Genomic DNA, 14,879 nt, shown 5'->3' with positions numbered 1-14,879 from the left:
GAGAAGGTCATGGCCGCGAGCTTCAATCGGGACGACCTCAATCGGGACAACTGGCCGATCGCGGCCGCCATGATCCAGTACGGCAATACCCGGCCCGACGGCAGTTCGGTGCAGGACCAGTCCGCGGAAGGCTGGGCCGCCACCATGTCGGAGATCGCCGACGCGGGATTCACCGAGATCGACCCGACCGATTGCTGGCTCCGCGTGGCCGACCTGTCGCAGGCGCGCCGCGATGAGTTCAAGACCGCACTTGCCGAGGTCGGCCTGACCGTTCCGGCAATCTCGACGTCGCGGCGCAGCATCATCGATCCCGTGCACGGCGATGAATATCTGGCCTATTGCCACCGGATGATCGACGCTGCCGCCGATCTCGGTGCGCTCACCGTATGCTTCGGGCTGTTCGGTCCGCTGACCGACGCGCAGAAGCAGGTGCTGTGGTTCTGGACCGCCGACGGGTTGCACAATCCCGATGACCCGGCGGTGTATCGCAAGGCTGTCGAGGGCATGCGCGAGCTCGGTGGTCATGCCGAGAAGGTCGGGCTCGATATCGCGCTCGAAATGTATGAGGACACCTATCTCGGCACCGCCGACAGCGCGGTGCAGTTCGTGCACGACGTCAATCACCCGGCGGTGGGGCTCAATCCCGATATCGCCAACCTGATACGCCTGCACAAGCCGGTCGAGCATTGGGCGACAATGATCGAAAAGACCGTGCCGTATGTGCGATACTGGCACGTCAAGAACTACCTGCGGATCGTCGACGAGGCCAAGGGCATCTACCTGAGCGCCCCGGCACCGCTGGAAACCGGCGTGATCAGCTACCGCGCGGCGATCAAGCAGGCGATCGCGCTCGGCTTCCGCGGCGCGTTCGGCTGCGAGCATTACGGCGGAGACGGGCTGAGCGTGAGCGCGTCCAATCGCGCGTATCTGCGTCGCATCCTGCCGAAATCGCTCTGATCGCCCGCAGCGCGAGACTGGAGGAACCAGCATGACCCACGTGTTCGAGGATGCCGACAGCTTCGCCGAGGAGGCGGTGCACGGCTACTGCATGGTGCATGAGCGTATCGTGCGTGCGGTGACCGGCGGCGTGCTGCGTTCCACGGTGACGCCGGCCGGCAAGGTGGCGCTGGTGATCGGTGGCGGCAGTGGCCATTACCCGGCGTTTGCGGGGTATGTCGGAGCCGGCCTGGCGGATGCGGCGATCGCGGGTGACGTGTTCGCGTCGCCTGCAACGCAGCTGATCGCGTCAGTGGCGCGCAAGGCCGAGCGCGGCGCGGGCATCGTGCTGGGGTTCGGCAACTATGCCGGCGACGTGCTGAATTTCGGGTTCGCGGCCGAGCAGTTGCGTGCCGGTGGCATCGACGTGCGCGTGCTGGCGATCACCGACGACATTGCCAGCGCCTCGCCGGAGGAAACGTCCCGCCGGCGGGGTGTGGCCGGCGACATCCCGGTGTTCAAGATCGCCGGAGCCGCAGCCGAAGCCGGGCTTTCCCTCGATGATGTCGAGCGGCTCGCGCGGCTTGCGAATGCGCGGACGCGTTCGTTCGGCGTGGCGTTCGGGGGTTGCACGCTTCCAGGGTCGCGGGAGCCGTTGTTCGAGGTTCCGGCCGGCAAGATGGCGATCGGCCTCGGCATCCACGGCGAGCCCGGCATCGAGGAAACCGACATCATGTCGGCGTCGAGCCTGGCCGCGTTGCTGGTCGAGCGTGTGCTCGCCGAGGCGCCGGACGGTGCATCCGGACGCGCCGCGGTGCTGCTGAACGGACTGGGCGGCACCAAGCACGAGGAGCTGTTCGTGCTGTGGACGTACATCGCCGACGCACTCGAGCGTGGCGGGATCACGCCGGTTTCGCCGCTGGTCGGCGAGTATGTCACCAGCCTGGATATGGAAGGTTGCTCGCTCACCCTCACCTGGCTGGACGAGGAACTGGAGCCGTTGTGGCTGGCGCCGTGCGACACCGCGGCACTGCGTGTCGGCAACACCGCACCGGCCGAGCGGGCACCTGCGCTGCCGGATGAGAGCGACGTGCGTCGGTCATGGCCGGATGCGACACCGGAGGCGAAACGCGCGGGCCAGACGTTCGCGCTGGCCCTGTCACGGCTTGCGGCGACGCTGCGGAATGCGGAAGCGGAACTCGGACGGATCGACGCCCTGGCAGGCGACGGCGACCATGGCCAGGGCATGACCCGCGGCTCTCGTGCGGCGGCCGAGGCGGCGGACGAGGCGGCCAAGGCCGGTGCCGGTGCGGCGAGCGTGCTGGCGGCTGCGGCGGATGCCTGGGCGGCACGCGCCGGCGGCACGTCGGGCGTGATCTGGGGCCTCGGATTGCAGGCGGCGAGTGGCGCGTTCGACGACCGGACCAGCCCGACCCGTGAACAGGCCCGCCAGGCTGCCAAATCGGCGCTCGAGGCGGTGATGCGCCTGGGTGGCGCGCGTCCTGGCGACAAGACGCTGGTCGACGCGCTGGCGCCGTTCGTGGAAACCCTGGTGGCCGACATCGAGGCGGATCTGCCGACCAAGGTTGCCTGGGCGCACGCCACCGAGCGCGCCCATGAAGCGGCCAATGCGACGGCCGACCTGCTGCCGAAACTGGGGCGTGCACGCATCCATACCGAGCGCAGCCGCGGTCATCGGGATGCGGGAGCGGTGTCGCTGGCGCTGGCTGCACGGATCGTAGGCGATACCATCAATGAGCACTGATCCGTTACGCATCGTCATCGGCTGTGACGAGGCTGGAACCCGCTTTCGTGACGCGTTGCGTGCCGACTTCGAAAAGCACCCCGGCGTGTCCGAGGTGACCGATGTCGGCGTCGTGGCTGACGACACCACGGCCTATCCGCATATCGCAGTCCGGGCCGCGCGGATGGTGGCCGAGGGTCGCGCCGATCGGGCGTTGCTGATCTGCGGCACCGGCCTGGGCGTGGCGATCAGCGCCAACAAGGTGCCGGGCATCCGGGCGGTTACCGCGCACGACATGTATTCGGTGCAGCGTGCGGTGCTCAGCAACAACGCGCAGGTGCTGTGTTTCGGCGAGCGGGTGATCGGGCTCGAGCTGGCGCGTGTGCTGGCCGGCGAATGGCTGAAGCACCGTTTCGATCCGGCATCGTCCTCGGCGCCGAAAGTGGATGCGATCAGCGGATACGAACGCCCCGATGCGTGACGTCGCGCACCGCCGCCGGATCGTCGGTGTCAGTCTCAAGATGTATATGAGCCTGGCGCAGACGCGAGGCTGGATGGAACGCCTTGCCGTGATGGCGACCGCCGGACTGCCGGACGATGTCGATCTGTTCGTGATCCCGGATTTTGTCTCCCTGCATGCCTCTCGCGAGGCTCTCGCCGCAACGCGGGTCTTGCTCGGCGCGCAGGATGTCTTCTGGGAGGATAGCGGCGCGTTCACCGGTGAAGTTTCGGCGCCTGTGCTGGCGGAAGCAGGTTGCCGTTTCGTCGAGATCGGACATGCGGAACGCCGGCGGCTGTTCGGCGAGACCGACGAGATCGTCGGCGCCAAGACCGCAGCCGCGGTGCGCAACGGCCTGGTTCCGGTGCTGTGCATCGGCGAGGCCGACCCGATGGCGCCGGACATGGCGGTCGCGGAGTGCATGCGGCAATTCACCGCCGCCACCGACGGCATCGACCCGGCACGCGAGCTGGTGGTGGCGTGGGAGCCGGTCTGGGCAATCGGCGCGGCTACGCCCGCTACGCCTGACTTCATCCGTGCGGTCGGGAGCAGGCTGCGGACCGCACTTGGCGATCGGCCGGCGACGCGCCTGATCTACGGGGGCAGCGCCGGGCCTGGCCTGCTTTCCCAGCTTGGCGACGCGGTCGACGGCCTGTTTCTCGGCCGCTTCGCTCATGACATCGATGCGTTGCGCCGTGTGCTCGCAGAAGCCGGCGCGACATCCCTCCCCCTCTCACCCTCTGCCGGAAATTGACACCATGATCAGCACCATCGAAACCGCGGCCGTGATCGGCGCCGGATATATGGGCGGCGGCATCGCACAGTCGCTGGCCGCTGCCGGCATCGTCGTGACACTCGCCGACGTCTCCGCCGAGGCCACCGCAAATGCCTTGAAGCGACTGCTGCGCGAGGCGGCGGAATTCGAGGCGCAGGGTCTGTTCCCGGCCGGGTCCACCGAGAAGATCACCGCCAACCTGCGTTTCGCGGAATCGATCGAGGAGGCCGTGCGGGACGTCGACTTCATCGAGGAGGCGGTTCCGGAAGTCCCGGCGATCAAGCATGAGGTGCTGCGTCGGATCTGTGCCGCGGCCCGCCCGGACGCCATCATCGGCACCAACACCTCGACCCTGCCGGTGAAGATCCTTGCTCCTGCCGTCAGCAATCCCGAGCGGTTCCTCACGGTGCATTTCAGCAATCCGGCGCCGTTCATTCCCGGCGTCGAGCTGGTCGCCGGCGAGGCGACCGATCCCGCGGTCATCCCGATCGTGAAGGACATGCTGCGGCGGGCCGGACGGTCGAGCGCCCAGGTCGCGGATGTGCCGGGCTTCGTGCTCAACCGTCTGCAATACGTGCTGCTGAAGGAAAGCAATTCGATCGTCGAGGCGGGCATCGCGACGGCACGCGACGTCGACGTCATCGTGCGCTCGACCTTCGGCTTCCGACTGCCGTTCTTCGGACCGTTCGCGATCGCCGACATGGCAGGGCTCGACATCTACGCCGCCTGCTTCAAGACCTTCGAGGACGCGTTCGGCGAACGGCTGGCCACGCCGGCACTGCTCAAGTCGCTCGTCGATGACGGGAAGTTCGGCGTGAAGTCCGGGGACGGCTTCTACGGGAAATTCGAACCCGACATGGCTGCCAAGCTGGTTGCCTACCGTAACAAGGCGTATGCACGCATGGCGCAACTGCTGGAGGAGCTCGGGCCGTCGCCTTTGGACGAGTGAGTTCGTTACGGGCGTTCGCCGGGACTGTAACCTAAAGCTTCAAGCCGGCGGAATAGCCGGCTTGTTGCGCACAAAGCATATTCTATTACCTGCTGCGCGGTGCTATCACTGGCACGTCCAAGAGTTCGTCGTCCAAGGCGATCCAGTTCGAAATAGTCAAGTATGGCCGGCGCGACAGTCGGGGAATTGAAATCCTCGAGCGTTGCGATCGTCAAACAAAACGGGGGAAACAATGAACTTCAAGAAAACCATGCTTTCGACGGCTTTTGCCGCAACCATGCTGACCGCCGGTGTGGCGCATGCGAGCGGCCTGGTCGTGGGCTTTTCGCAAATCGGCTCGGAGTCCGGCTGGCGTGCTGCGGAAACGTCGGTGACCAAGCAGGAAGCCACCAAGAACGGCGACACGGTCAAGATCTCCGACGCGCAGCAGAAGCAGGAGAACCAGATCAAGGCGATCCGGTCCTTCATCGCGCAGGGCGTGGACGGGATCTTCCTGGCGCCGGTCGTCGCCACGGGCTGGACGCAGGTGCTCGGCGAGGCGAAGGACGCCAAGATCCCGGTGATCCTGCTCGATCGCGACATCGATCCGTCCGGCAAGTCGCTCTATCTGACCGCGGTGACGTCGGACAGCGTGCATGAAGGCACCGTCGCCGGCGACTGGCTGGTCAAGGCTGTCGGCTCTAAGCCGTGCAACATCGTCGAGATCGAGGGCACGGTCGGGTCCAGCGTTGCGGTGAACCGCAAGAAGGGCTTCGACGACGCCGTCACCAAGCAGCCGAACATCAAGATCGTGCGCTCCGAGACCGGCGACTTCACCCGCAGCCAAGGCAAGCAGGTGATGGAAAGCTTTATCAAGTCGGAGAATGGCGGCAAGGATATCTGCGCCGTTTACGCGCATAACGACGACATGATGATCGGCGCGATCCAGGCGATGAAGGAAGCCGGGCTGAAGCCGGGCCAGGACATCCTGACCGTGTCCGTCGACTCCGTGCCGGACATGTTCAAGGCGATGATCGCGCATGAGGCGAACGCCACCGTCGAGCTGACGCCGGACATGGCCGGTCCGGCGTTCGTGGCGCTCGCGGCTTACAAGGCGCACGGCACGGTCCCGCCGAAGTGGATCGAGACCAAGTCGGTCCTGCACACCTCCAACGACACCGACCTGCAGCAGATCCTGGACCAGAAAAAGGACCTCGGATACTGATGTCCGACGCGCCGGATCCCGGGCCACTTCTGGAGATCCGTGGCCTCTCGAAGAGCTTTGGCGTGGTTCGCGTGCTGGACGAGGTCGATCTCGTCCTGCGTGCGGGCGAGATCCACGCCCTGCTCGGCGAGAACGGGGCCGGCAAGTCGACGCTGATCAAGTGCGTCACCGGTGTGCATGGGCGCGACGCCGGCGAGGTCAAACTTGCGGGCAAGCCGATCGCGCCGCGCACCACCGAGGAGGCCGTGGCGGAAGGACTTGCCACGGTCTATCAGGAGGTGAACCTGCTGCCGAACCTTTCGGTGGCGCAGAACCTGTTCCTTGGCCGTCAGCCGACGCGGTTCGGGCTCGTGCGCGGTGCGGAAATGCGCCGGCGTGGCGCCGAATTGTTGCGCGGTTTCGGGCTCGACATCGATCTCGGCCGGCCGCTCGGCTCGTATTCGGTGGCGATCCAGCATGTGTGCGCGATCGCGCGCGCGGTCGATCTGTCGGCGCGTGTTCTGATCCTGGACGAACCGACGGCCAGCCTGGACGCGCATGAAGTCGGTGTGCTGCTCGACGTGATGCGGCAGCTGGCCGCACGCGGACTGGCGATCCTGTTCGTCACCCACTTCCTCGATCAGGTCTATGCCGTCAGCGACCGGATCACCGTGCTGCGCAACGGCCGGCTGGTCGGTGAGCGTCCCACGGCAAGCCTGCCGCGGATGGAACTCATCCGGATGATGCTCGGCCGTGAGCTCGACGAGGCCGTGTCCGTGCGCGAGACCAGCGGCAGCGGTGGTGAGCTGATCGGCAGCTTCCACAACATGAGCAAGCGCGGCAGCATCGCCCCCTTCGACCTCGACTTGCATCGCGGCGAGGTCGTGGGCCTGGCCGGGCTGCTCGGATCGGGCCGCACCGAGACCGTCCGCGTGGTGTTCGGGGCCGACAAGGCGGATACCGGACGGGTGGAGTTGAACGGCGCGCCGGCCCGGATCGCGTCCCCGCGCGATGCCTTGCGCCAGGGCCTCGGATACTGCCCGGAGGAGCGCAAGACCGAGGGCATCGTTGCCGAATTATCGGTGCGCGAGAACATCGTGCTGGCGCTCCAGGCGCGTCGCGGCATGTGGCGGCCGATCCCCCGCCGCGAGCAGGACGACATCGCCCGGCGCTTCGTCAAGGCGCTGGATATCCGCCCGCCCGACCCCGAGCGCCCGATCGGGCTGCTGTCCGGCGGCAATCAGCAGAAGGCGTTGCTGGCACGCTGGCTGGCCACCGAGCCGCGCATCCTGATCCTGGACGAGCCGACCCGCGGCATCGATGTCGGCGCGCATGCGGAAATCATCCGGCTGATCCGCGAGCTGTGCGCCGATGGGCTGGCGCTGCTGGTGGTGTCCTCGGAGCTGGACGAGATCGTGACCTACGCGGACCGCGTGGTGGTGCTGCGCGACCAGGTGCATGTCACCACGCTCGAGGGCGAGTTCATCACCGTTTCCGCCATCCTGACCGCCATCGCCGCCGATGACGCAACTGCGCCGGTGCAGGCGGAGGTGATGGCATGAGTGCCGCGGTGCAGCCGACGCCCGGCGCCGGATCGCGCTCCCGCCTGCGGATCCCGCGCCGTGGCATGCCGCAGATCATCGCGCTCGTGGTCGTGCTGCTGCTCGATCGGGTGGCGTCACCGGGCTTCTTCCACATCCACATGATGGGCGGCCGAATGTTCGGCAGCGTCATCGACGTGCTCAACCACGGCGCGCCGGTTGCGATGCTGTCGCTCGGCATGGTGCTGGTCATCGCCACCGGCGGCATCGACCTGTCGGTGGGTGCGGTGATGGCGATCTCGGGCGCGATCGCCGCCACCCTGGCCGATACGCAGCCGCTGGCGGTCACGCTGCTTGCGGCGGTCGCCGTCGGCCTGGTGTGCGGCGTGTGGAACGGCATCCTCGTCGCGTGGCTCAGGATCCAGCCGATCGTCGCCACGCTGATCCTGATGGTGGCCGGCCGCGGCGTGGCGCAGCTGATCACCGGCGGCCGCATCCGCACCTTCTCCTCGCACGGCCTGTCCTGGTTCGGCGGCGGCTCGGTCGCGGGCGTGCCGGCGGCGGTCGTGGTGACCATCGGGGCCGTGCTGGTCACCCTGGCGCTGGTGCGCGGCACCGCACTCGGGCTGATGGTGGAGGCGACCGGCGGCAATGCCCGCGCGAGCCGCCTCGCCGGCATCGACACCCGCACCATGACCGTCGCCGTCTATGCCTGGTCGGGGATCTGCGCCTCGGTGGCGGGCGTGCTGGCGGCGGCGGACATTCTCGGTGCCGACGCCAACAATGCCGGGCTCTGGCTCGAGCTGGACGCGATCCTGGCCGTGGTGATCGGCGGCACATCGCTGCTGGGCGGCCGGTTCAGCATCCTGCTGGCGGTGGTGGGCGCGCTGATCATCCAGTCGATGAATACCGGCATCCTGCTCTCGGGGCTGCCAGCCGAATTCAACCTGGTGGTGAAGGCGATCGTGGTGCTGGCGGTGCTGCTGGCGCAATCGCGGCAACTGGTGGCGATCGGCGGTCGGTTCCGTCGCGCCGGCCTCCGTCGCAGCCGGGTCTGAGGGGAGACCGGACATGGGCGGCAAACTTCCGGTGATCGTCACCACGATCGTGTTCCTGATCGGCTTCGCGATCTGCGGCGTGCATTTCCGGCATTTCGCGTCGACCCGCGTGGTCGCAGACCTGCTCACCGACAATGCCTATCTCGGTGTCATGGCGGTGGGCATGACGTTCGTCATCATCTCCGGCGGCATCGACCTGTCGGTGGGTGCCGTGCTCGGCTTCACCACGGTGTTCCTGGCCATCGCCATCGGCAAGCTCGGCATCCCGGTGCCGATCGCGTTCGGGCTCGTGCTGCTGCTTTCGGCAGCCTTCGGCGCGGCAATGGGTGCACTGATCCAGTACCTGGAAATGCCACCCTTCATCGTCACCCTTGCCGGCATGTTCCTGGCCCGCGGCAGCGCCTTCCTGCTGTCCACGCAATCGATCCCGGTAACGGCACCCCTCTACGACACGCTGAACAATTTCGCGGTGCATCTCCCCGGCGGCGGCAGGCTCAGCTTCGTCACGATGCTGATGCTGGCGGTGTTCGCGCTCGGCATCCTGCTGCTGCACTTCACCCGCTTCGGCGCCAACGTCTATGCGCTCGGCGGCAGCCGGGCTTCCACCACGCTGATGGGCATCCCGGTCGCCCGCACCACGGTGCAGATCTACATGCTGTCGAGCACGCTCGCCGGCCTCTCGGGCATCGTGTTCTCGCTCTACACCTCGTCCGGCTACTCGCTGTCCGGCGTCGGCAACGAGCTCGACGCGATCGCCGCGGTGGTGATCGGCGGCACCCTGCTGTCGGGTGGCTACGGCACGTTGTTCGGCACCTTCGTGGGCGTCATGATCGAGGGGCTGATCCAGACCTACATCACCTTCGACGGCACCCTGTCGAGCTGGTGGGCGAAGATCGTCACCGGCGCTCTGCTGTTCGCGTTCATCGCGTTCCAGCAGGTGATGTCGAGCGGCGTGTTGCGCCGGCGCAGGTCACCGACGGCGCGGGCCTGACGACGCCCGACCGCGCCCCTCTTACATCGCCAGCAGGCCCTTCTGGCGCAGGCTGATCCAGCTCCCCTGGCCGACCAGCATGTGGTCGTGCAGCGTTACCGACAGCAACCCCAGCGACTTGATCACCGGTGCACACAAGGCCGCCTCGCGCTTCGGCAATCCCTTCTCGAGCGGCCCCACCGGCACGACGCGGATGAGGATCAGCGCGGTTGCGTGCACTGCCAGCGCCCTCCCGCCCAGCACGTAGGAGAGGTCGCCGGGCTCGGCCACGACCACCTCGTCGGCAAGCAGCCGGTTGCGGTTGTCGAGCAGCAGCGCGCGCAACTGGCCCGGCACGGCTGCACGCAACGCCACGTCCAGATAGTCGAGCAGCCGGTCCCAGTTGTTCAGCACCGGCATGCTGCGCGTCTCGGCGGCGGCCAGGTATTCGGCAGCCGGACCGGGCAGCCCGAGGATCTCGATCGCCGCTTCGGTCACGCCGGCCTCCAGGGCCAGCGCCGTGGGGGTTGCCGACAGCACCCCGGAGAGGCTGCCGAAGACGTTGATCAGGTGCTTGGCCAGCGGCTTGGTGTCGCCCATCGGGATGCCCAGGAACAGCAGCATCTCGAGGATCTCGTAATCCGCCAGCGTCCCGGCGCCTTGCGACAGCACCCGCTCACGCATGCGGGCGCGATGCCCCTGCGGGCCGGTTCTCTCGAAGGGTGGGCGATTCGGCCGGACATCCGTTAGATGTGGGGCGAGTGCCAGCGTGACTGGATCGGGGATGGCCGTGCGCAATATTGGGCGGGTTTTTCCTAACATATCGTTAGTGTAGGCCCAGGGCCGGCTCTCCGGGAAGCCGTTCCGAGAAGGCGCATTGAGGCGCGTCCTCCGGCACCCTAGATTGTCGCCCACATGACATCCTATCTCGAACGGCTGAACCCCGAGCAGCGCGAGGCCGTCGAGACGGTCGACGGGCCCCTTCTGGTGCTGGCGGGTGCCGGCACCGGCAAGACCCGCGTGCTGACCACCCGATTCGCCCACATCCTGCTGAGCGGCCGCGCGTCGCCCGGCCAGGTGCTGGCGGTCACCTTCACCAACCGCGCCTCGCGGGAGATGCGCGAGCGGGTGGCGGCCCTGCTCGGGCGGCCGGTCGAGGGGCTGTGGCTCGGCACCTTCCACGCGCTGTGCGCCCGCATGCTGCGGCGGCATTGCGAGTATGTCGGGCTGACGTCGAGCTTCACCATCCTGGACACCGACGACCAGCTGCGGCTGCTCAAGCAGACCATGGAGCTGCACCGGATCGACACCAAGCGCTGGCCGGCGCCGGGCCTGATGGGGGCGATCCAGCGCTGGAAGGATCGCGGCCTGACGCCGGACCGCATCACGCCGGCCGAGGATACCGATTTCGCCGGCGGCAAGGCGCGCCAGGTGTACGCCGATTACCAGGAGCGGCTGCGTCAGCTGAATGCGGCGGATTTCGGCGACCTGATGCTGCACATCGTCGAGATCCTGCGCACGAAGCCGGACGTGCTGGCGCAGTATCAGCGCACGTTCCGCTACATCCTGGTCGACGAGTACCAGGACACCAACACGATCCAGTATCTGTGGCTGCGTCTGCTGGCCCAGCGCGAGGGCCAGCCCGCGAACATCTGCTGTGTCGGCGATGACGACCAGTCGATCTATTCCTGGCGCGGCGCAGAGGTCGAAAACATCCTGCGTTTCGACAAGGATTTCCCAGGCGCGAAGGTCGTGCGGCTGGAGCGCAACTACCGCTCGACGGCGCCGATCCTGGCCGCTGCGTCGGGCCTGATCGCGCATAACGAAGGCCGGCTCGGCAAGACCTTGCGGCCGGGCGGCAACGACACCAGCGGCGACAAGGTGCTGATCGCCTCGGTGTGGGACTCCGACGAGGAGGCGCGCATGGTCGGCGAGCAGATCGAGCAGCTGCACCGCGAGAAACACGCGCTGTCGGAAATGGCGATCCTGGTGCGCGCCGGCTTCCAGACGCGCGCCTTCGAGGAGCGCATGATCACGCTCGGGCTGCCGTACCGGGTGATCGGCGGCATGCGGTTCTACGAGCGCGCCGAGATCCGTGACGCGATCGCCTACATGCGGGTGATGAACCAGCCGGCCGATGACCTCGCGTTCGAGCGCATCATCAACGTTCCGCGCCGCGGTGTCGGTGACGTGGCGCTGAGCGCGCTGCACACCACCGCCCGCAATGCGCAGATCCCGATGACCGAGGCGGTGCTGCGTCTGCTCGCCGACGGCACGCTCAAGGGACGCGTGCGCGATCAGCTCGGACAGTTGATGGCGACGCTGGCACGCGGACGTGCCGCACTCGGCGAGAGCGCGCAGGATGACCGGCTCGCGGGTGGCGCGCATATCCGCGTGGTCGAGACGCTGCTCGAGGAGAGCGGCTACATCGACATGTGGAAAAAAGACAAGTCGCCGGACGCGCCAGGCCGGCTCGACAACCTCAAGGAACTGGTGCGCGCGCTGGTCGATTTCGAGACCCTCGGCGGCTTCCTCGAGCATGTGTCGCTGGTGATGGAGAACGACGAGAACGCAGGCGCCGACAGGGTCAATCTGATGACGCTGCACGGCGCCAAGGGCCTGGAGTTCGACAGCGTGTTCCTGCCCGGCTGGGAAGAGGGCCTGTTTCCGAGCCAGCGCACGATGGATGAAGGCGGCAACAAGGGACTCGAGGAGGAGCGCCGGCTGGCCTATGTCGGCATCACCCGGGCCCGCAAGCGTGCGCTGATCAGCCACGCCGCCAATCGTCGCATCTACGCCAACTGGCAGAGCTCGATCCCGAGCCGCTTCATCGACGAGATCCCCGACGAGCATGTCGAGCATATGGGCTCGGCGTCGCTGGCCCGCGAGCAGATGCGGAGTGCACCTCCGGTGTTCGGCGGCCAGTTCCCGCTGATGGCGAAACGCCCGCGCACCGTCGAGGCCTGGGAGCAGCCGGCGCGACCGGCACGACAGGGCGCGATCGAGCCCGGTACCCGCGTGTTCCATCAGAAGTTCGGTTACGGGGTCGTAAAGAGTGCGGATGACAACAAGCTCGATGTCGAGTTCGAGAAGGCCGGGTTCAAGCGCGTGCTCGACAACTACGTGCAGCCGGTGAGCGACGCGGAAGTCGGCGCCAACACCGGATCCGGCGCATGACCGCGATCACCCGCCGCCATGCGACACGCCTGGAGACCGTGCATGTCACGGTGCCGGACGAGGCGGTGGAAGCGTATGAGAGTGCGCTGGCCAGCGTCTGCACCACCGTCGGCATCTTCGAGGCGGACGACACCCAGACCGTCTGGCGCATCGAGGGCGTGAAGGATGCCGGCATCGGCGAGGCCACGCTGATGGACGCGCTGGCGCTGGCGGCGGCGGCAACCGGCATCGTCGCCCCGCTGGAGCGTCACGAGACCGAGGCCGAAGGCTGGCTCGCGCGCACCTATGAAAGCTTTCCCGAGCAGCAGGTCGGCCGCCGTTTCGCCATTCGCGGCACCCATCTGGCGGCTCAGGCGGGCGGTCCGCGGATCACCCTGACGCTGGATGCCGGGATCGCCTTCGGGTCCGGCGAGCATGGCTCCACGCGCGGCTGCCTGCGGGCGCTGGAGCGGGTCGCGTATCGCCGGCCGACGCGGATCCTCGATCTCGGCTGCGGCTCCGGCATCCTGGCGATGGCGGCGGCGGCCCTGCTGCACAGGCCGGTGCTGGCGGTCGATATCGAGCCATGGTCGGTGCGCGTGGCGGCGCAGAACGCGGCGATGAACGGGTTGCGCAACCAGTTGGTATGTCGCCACGGCAATGGCTGGCGCACGCCGGACATCCGTGCGGCGGGGCAGTTCGACTTGGTGTTCGCCAACATCCTGGCGCGCCCGCTCTGCATGATGGCGCGCGACCTCGGGCAGCACCTGGCACCCGGCGGCACCGTCATCCTGGCGGGGCTGCTCGACAGCCAGGTGCGCATGGTGCTGGCCGCCCACCGACGCCAGGGCCTAGTGCTCGAGCACCAGATGGTCGAGGGCTACTGGGCGACGCTGATCCTCCGCCGCCCGGCTGCCCGCGCATGATCCGCGACGCGGGACCGGCCGACCTGCCGCGCATCCTGGAGATCACCAACGACGCGATCCTGCACGGCACGGCGCTCTGGACGATCACGCCTGCCACGATGGAGACCCGAGGCGCCTGGATGCGCGAGCGTCAGTCGGCAGGGTTGCCGGTTCTGGTGGCAGAACTGGATGGTGCCGTTCAGGGGTTTGGCTCGTATGGCTCGTTCCGCCCGCATGACGGGTTCGTGCACACGGTCGAGCACTCGATCTACATCGACCCCACGGCGCAACGACGCGGGCTTGGCAACGCGATGCTGACGTCGTTGATCGCGCATGCGACGGCGGCGGGAAACCACGCGATGATCGGCGGCATCGCGTCGGAAAACACCGGCTCGATCCTGCTGCACGAGCGCCACGGCTTCACCCGCGCCGCCACCCTCCCCCAGGTCGGCCGCAAATTCGATCGCTGGCTCGACCTGGTGTTCATGCATCGCTTGTTGGGTTGAGTGGCAGTCAGGTCAGCGCGAGATGGCCTTGCAATCCGCCTCGGCCGGCTGCCTGTTCTCGCACAGGGTGCGAGCATTCGAGATCGCGGTATCCGCCGCTGTTGTCCGCGGCATGGCGGCCAGGATTGCGGGCAAGCACTGACCATGATCACGCGCATCCATCCGCGATGCGATGTCGATCAGCCCGACTGCGACGAAGAGGTCGCCCTTGATGTCGGCTTTGCCATACTCGCCGGCGATTGCCTGCGCCTCGGTGCATACGTCCTGGAACAGCGCCGGGTGATCGAGCAGCGCACCGTCAAGACGCTTGCGGCTCAGGTCATCACGATTGGAAGGAGTTTTGCGTGTGAGGCCGTTCGTCGTCGCTTGTGATTCGAGCAGGATGTGCAGCGACTGGTCGATGATACGGATCGTGCTGCAATGCGCGGTCGTGCAGTGGGTTTCTTCGGCATCATGAGCGGCAGATTCGATTGCATCGAGCGTCGGTGTCGAAAGACCCTGTGAAGGCTGCGCGCATGCAGGTAGGCGCGACAGCGCAAGAACCAAAGCCGAAGCTGCGGCACGAAATCTGGCAGACATGGCAACGTCCTGGCTGTCGATGGAACGAGAGGTCGCGGCCGCGGCGCCGTGGCGACTGACTGAATGAACCTGATTGCC

14 protein-coding genes are annotated in these 14,879 nt (G+C 67.2%); 12 read left to right on the top strand and 2 right to left on the bottom strand.

Annotation, left to right across the window (positions count from 1 at the left end; genetic code table 11):
* The first annotated feature begins 9 nt into the window (after positions 1 to 9).
* From ACOEQ2_RS14910 to yjfF, 9 genes are all read left to right on the top strand, one after another.
* Positions 10 to 957: a sugar phosphate isomerase/epimerase family protein gene (locus tag ACOEQ2_RS14910; protein ID WP_419728743.1), complete on the top strand. Its 948-nt coding sequence runs from the start codon at positions 10 to 12 to the stop codon at positions 955 to 957.
* 31 nt (positions 958 to 988) lie between these two features.
* Positions 989 to 2,701, top strand: coding sequence for a dihydroxyacetone kinase family protein (locus ACOEQ2_RS14905; RefSeq protein WP_419728742.1), 1,713 nt, complete (start codon positions 989 to 991; stop codon positions 2,699 to 2,701).
* Positions 2,691 to 3,161: a ribose-5-phosphate isomerase gene (locus tag ACOEQ2_RS14900; RefSeq protein ID WP_419728741.1), complete on the top strand. Its 471-nt coding sequence runs from the start codon at positions 2,691 to 2,693 to the stop codon at positions 3,159 to 3,161. Before ACOEQ2_RS14905 ends, ACOEQ2_RS14900 begins: the two co-directional genes overlap by 11 nt.
* Positions 3,154 to 3,933, top strand: coding sequence for a triose-phosphate isomerase family protein (locus tag ACOEQ2_RS14895; RefSeq protein ID WP_419728740.1), 780 nt, complete (start codon positions 3,154 to 3,156; stop codon positions 3,931 to 3,933). Before ACOEQ2_RS14900 ends, ACOEQ2_RS14895 begins: the two co-directional genes overlap by 8 nt.
* Before the next feature lie 4 nt (positions 3,934 to 3,937).
* Positions 3,938 to 4,903: a 3-hydroxyacyl-CoA dehydrogenase family protein gene (locus ACOEQ2_RS14890; protein ID WP_419728739.1), complete on the top strand. Its 966-nt coding sequence runs from the start codon at positions 3,938 to 3,940 to the stop codon at positions 4,901 to 4,903.
* 232 nt (positions 4,904 to 5,135) lie between these two features.
* Complete coding sequence (gene ytfQ / locus ACOEQ2_RS14885) at positions 5,136 to 6,107, top strand: galactofuranose ABC transporter, galactofuranose-binding protein YtfQ (protein ID WP_419728738.1); 972 nt, start codon at positions 5,136 to 5,138, stop codon at positions 6,105 to 6,107.
* The gene (locus tag ACOEQ2_RS14880; RefSeq protein ID WP_419728737.1) at positions 6,107 to 7,648 is read left to right on the top strand and encodes a sugar ABC transporter ATP-binding protein; all 1,542 of its coding nucleotides are present in this window, start codon (positions 6,107 to 6,109) and stop codon (positions 7,646 to 7,648) included. The genes ytfQ and ACOEQ2_RS14880 overlap by 1 nt, the downstream gene beginning before the upstream one ends.
* The gene (locus tag ACOEQ2_RS14875; RefSeq protein WP_419728736.1) at positions 7,645 to 8,685 is read left to right on the top strand and encodes an ABC transporter permease; all 1,041 of its coding nucleotides are present in this window, start codon (positions 7,645 to 7,647) and stop codon (positions 8,683 to 8,685) included. Before ACOEQ2_RS14880 ends, ACOEQ2_RS14875 begins: the two co-directional genes overlap by 4 nt.
* A 13-nt stretch (positions 8,686 to 8,698) precedes the next feature.
* Positions 8,699 to 9,676 carry a galactofuranose ABC transporter, permease protein YjfF gene (gene yjfF / locus ACOEQ2_RS14870; protein ID WP_419728735.1) on the top strand — a complete coding sequence of 326 codons (978 nt, stop codon included), beginning with the start codon at positions 8,699 to 8,701 and terminating at the stop codon, positions 9,674 to 9,676.
* A 21-nt stretch (positions 9,677 to 9,697) separates the two neighbouring features.
* Here the strand turns inward: yjfF and ACOEQ2_RS14865 are convergent, their stop codons facing one another.
* A complete protein-coding gene (locus tag ACOEQ2_RS14865; RefSeq protein WP_419728734.1) occupies positions 9,698 to 10,339 on the bottom strand; it encodes a JAB domain-containing protein in 642 nt (213 codons plus the stop codon).
* A gap of 231 nt (positions 10,340 to 10,570) precedes the next feature.
* Between ACOEQ2_RS14865 and ACOEQ2_RS14860 the strand changes: the two genes are divergently transcribed.
* From ACOEQ2_RS14860 to ACOEQ2_RS14850, 3 genes are read left to right on the top strand one after another with little or no spacing between them, the layout of a single operon-like run.
* The gene (locus tag ACOEQ2_RS14860) at positions 10,571 to 12,832 is read left to right on the top strand and encodes an ATP-dependent helicase (RefSeq protein WP_419728733.1); all 2,262 of its coding nucleotides are present in this window, start codon (positions 10,571 to 10,573) and stop codon (positions 12,830 to 12,832) included.
* Positions 12,829 to 13,737, top strand: coding sequence for a 50S ribosomal protein L11 methyltransferase (locus ACOEQ2_RS14855; protein WP_419728732.1), 909 nt, complete (start codon positions 12,829 to 12,831; stop codon positions 13,735 to 13,737). Before ACOEQ2_RS14860 ends, ACOEQ2_RS14855 begins: the two co-directional genes overlap by 4 nt.
* Positions 13,734 to 14,222 carry an N-acetyltransferase family protein gene (locus tag ACOEQ2_RS14850; RefSeq protein ID WP_419728731.1) on the top strand — a complete coding sequence of 163 codons (489 nt, stop codon included), beginning with the start codon at positions 13,734 to 13,736 and terminating at the stop codon, positions 14,220 to 14,222. Before ACOEQ2_RS14855 ends, ACOEQ2_RS14850 begins: the two co-directional genes overlap by 4 nt.
* 12 nt (positions 14,223 to 14,234) lie before the next feature.
* On the opposite strand, the gene ACOEQ2_RS14845 is transcribed toward ACOEQ2_RS14850, so the two are convergent.
* The gene (locus ACOEQ2_RS14845; RefSeq protein WP_419728730.1) at positions 14,235 to 14,801 is read right to left on the bottom strand and encodes a hypothetical protein; all 567 of its coding nucleotides are present in this window, start codon (positions 14,799 to 14,801) and stop codon (positions 14,235 to 14,237) included.
* Positions 14,802 to 14,879 lie beyond the last annotated feature (78 nt).

The sequence above is a fragment of the Lichenicola sp. genome (assembly GCF_965198575.1).
GTDB lineage: Bacteria > Pseudomonadota > Alphaproteobacteria > Acetobacterales > Acetobacteraceae > Lichenicola.
Note: the sequence above shows the minus strand (reverse complement) of the source record. Positions and strands in the feature narration are given on the sequence as shown.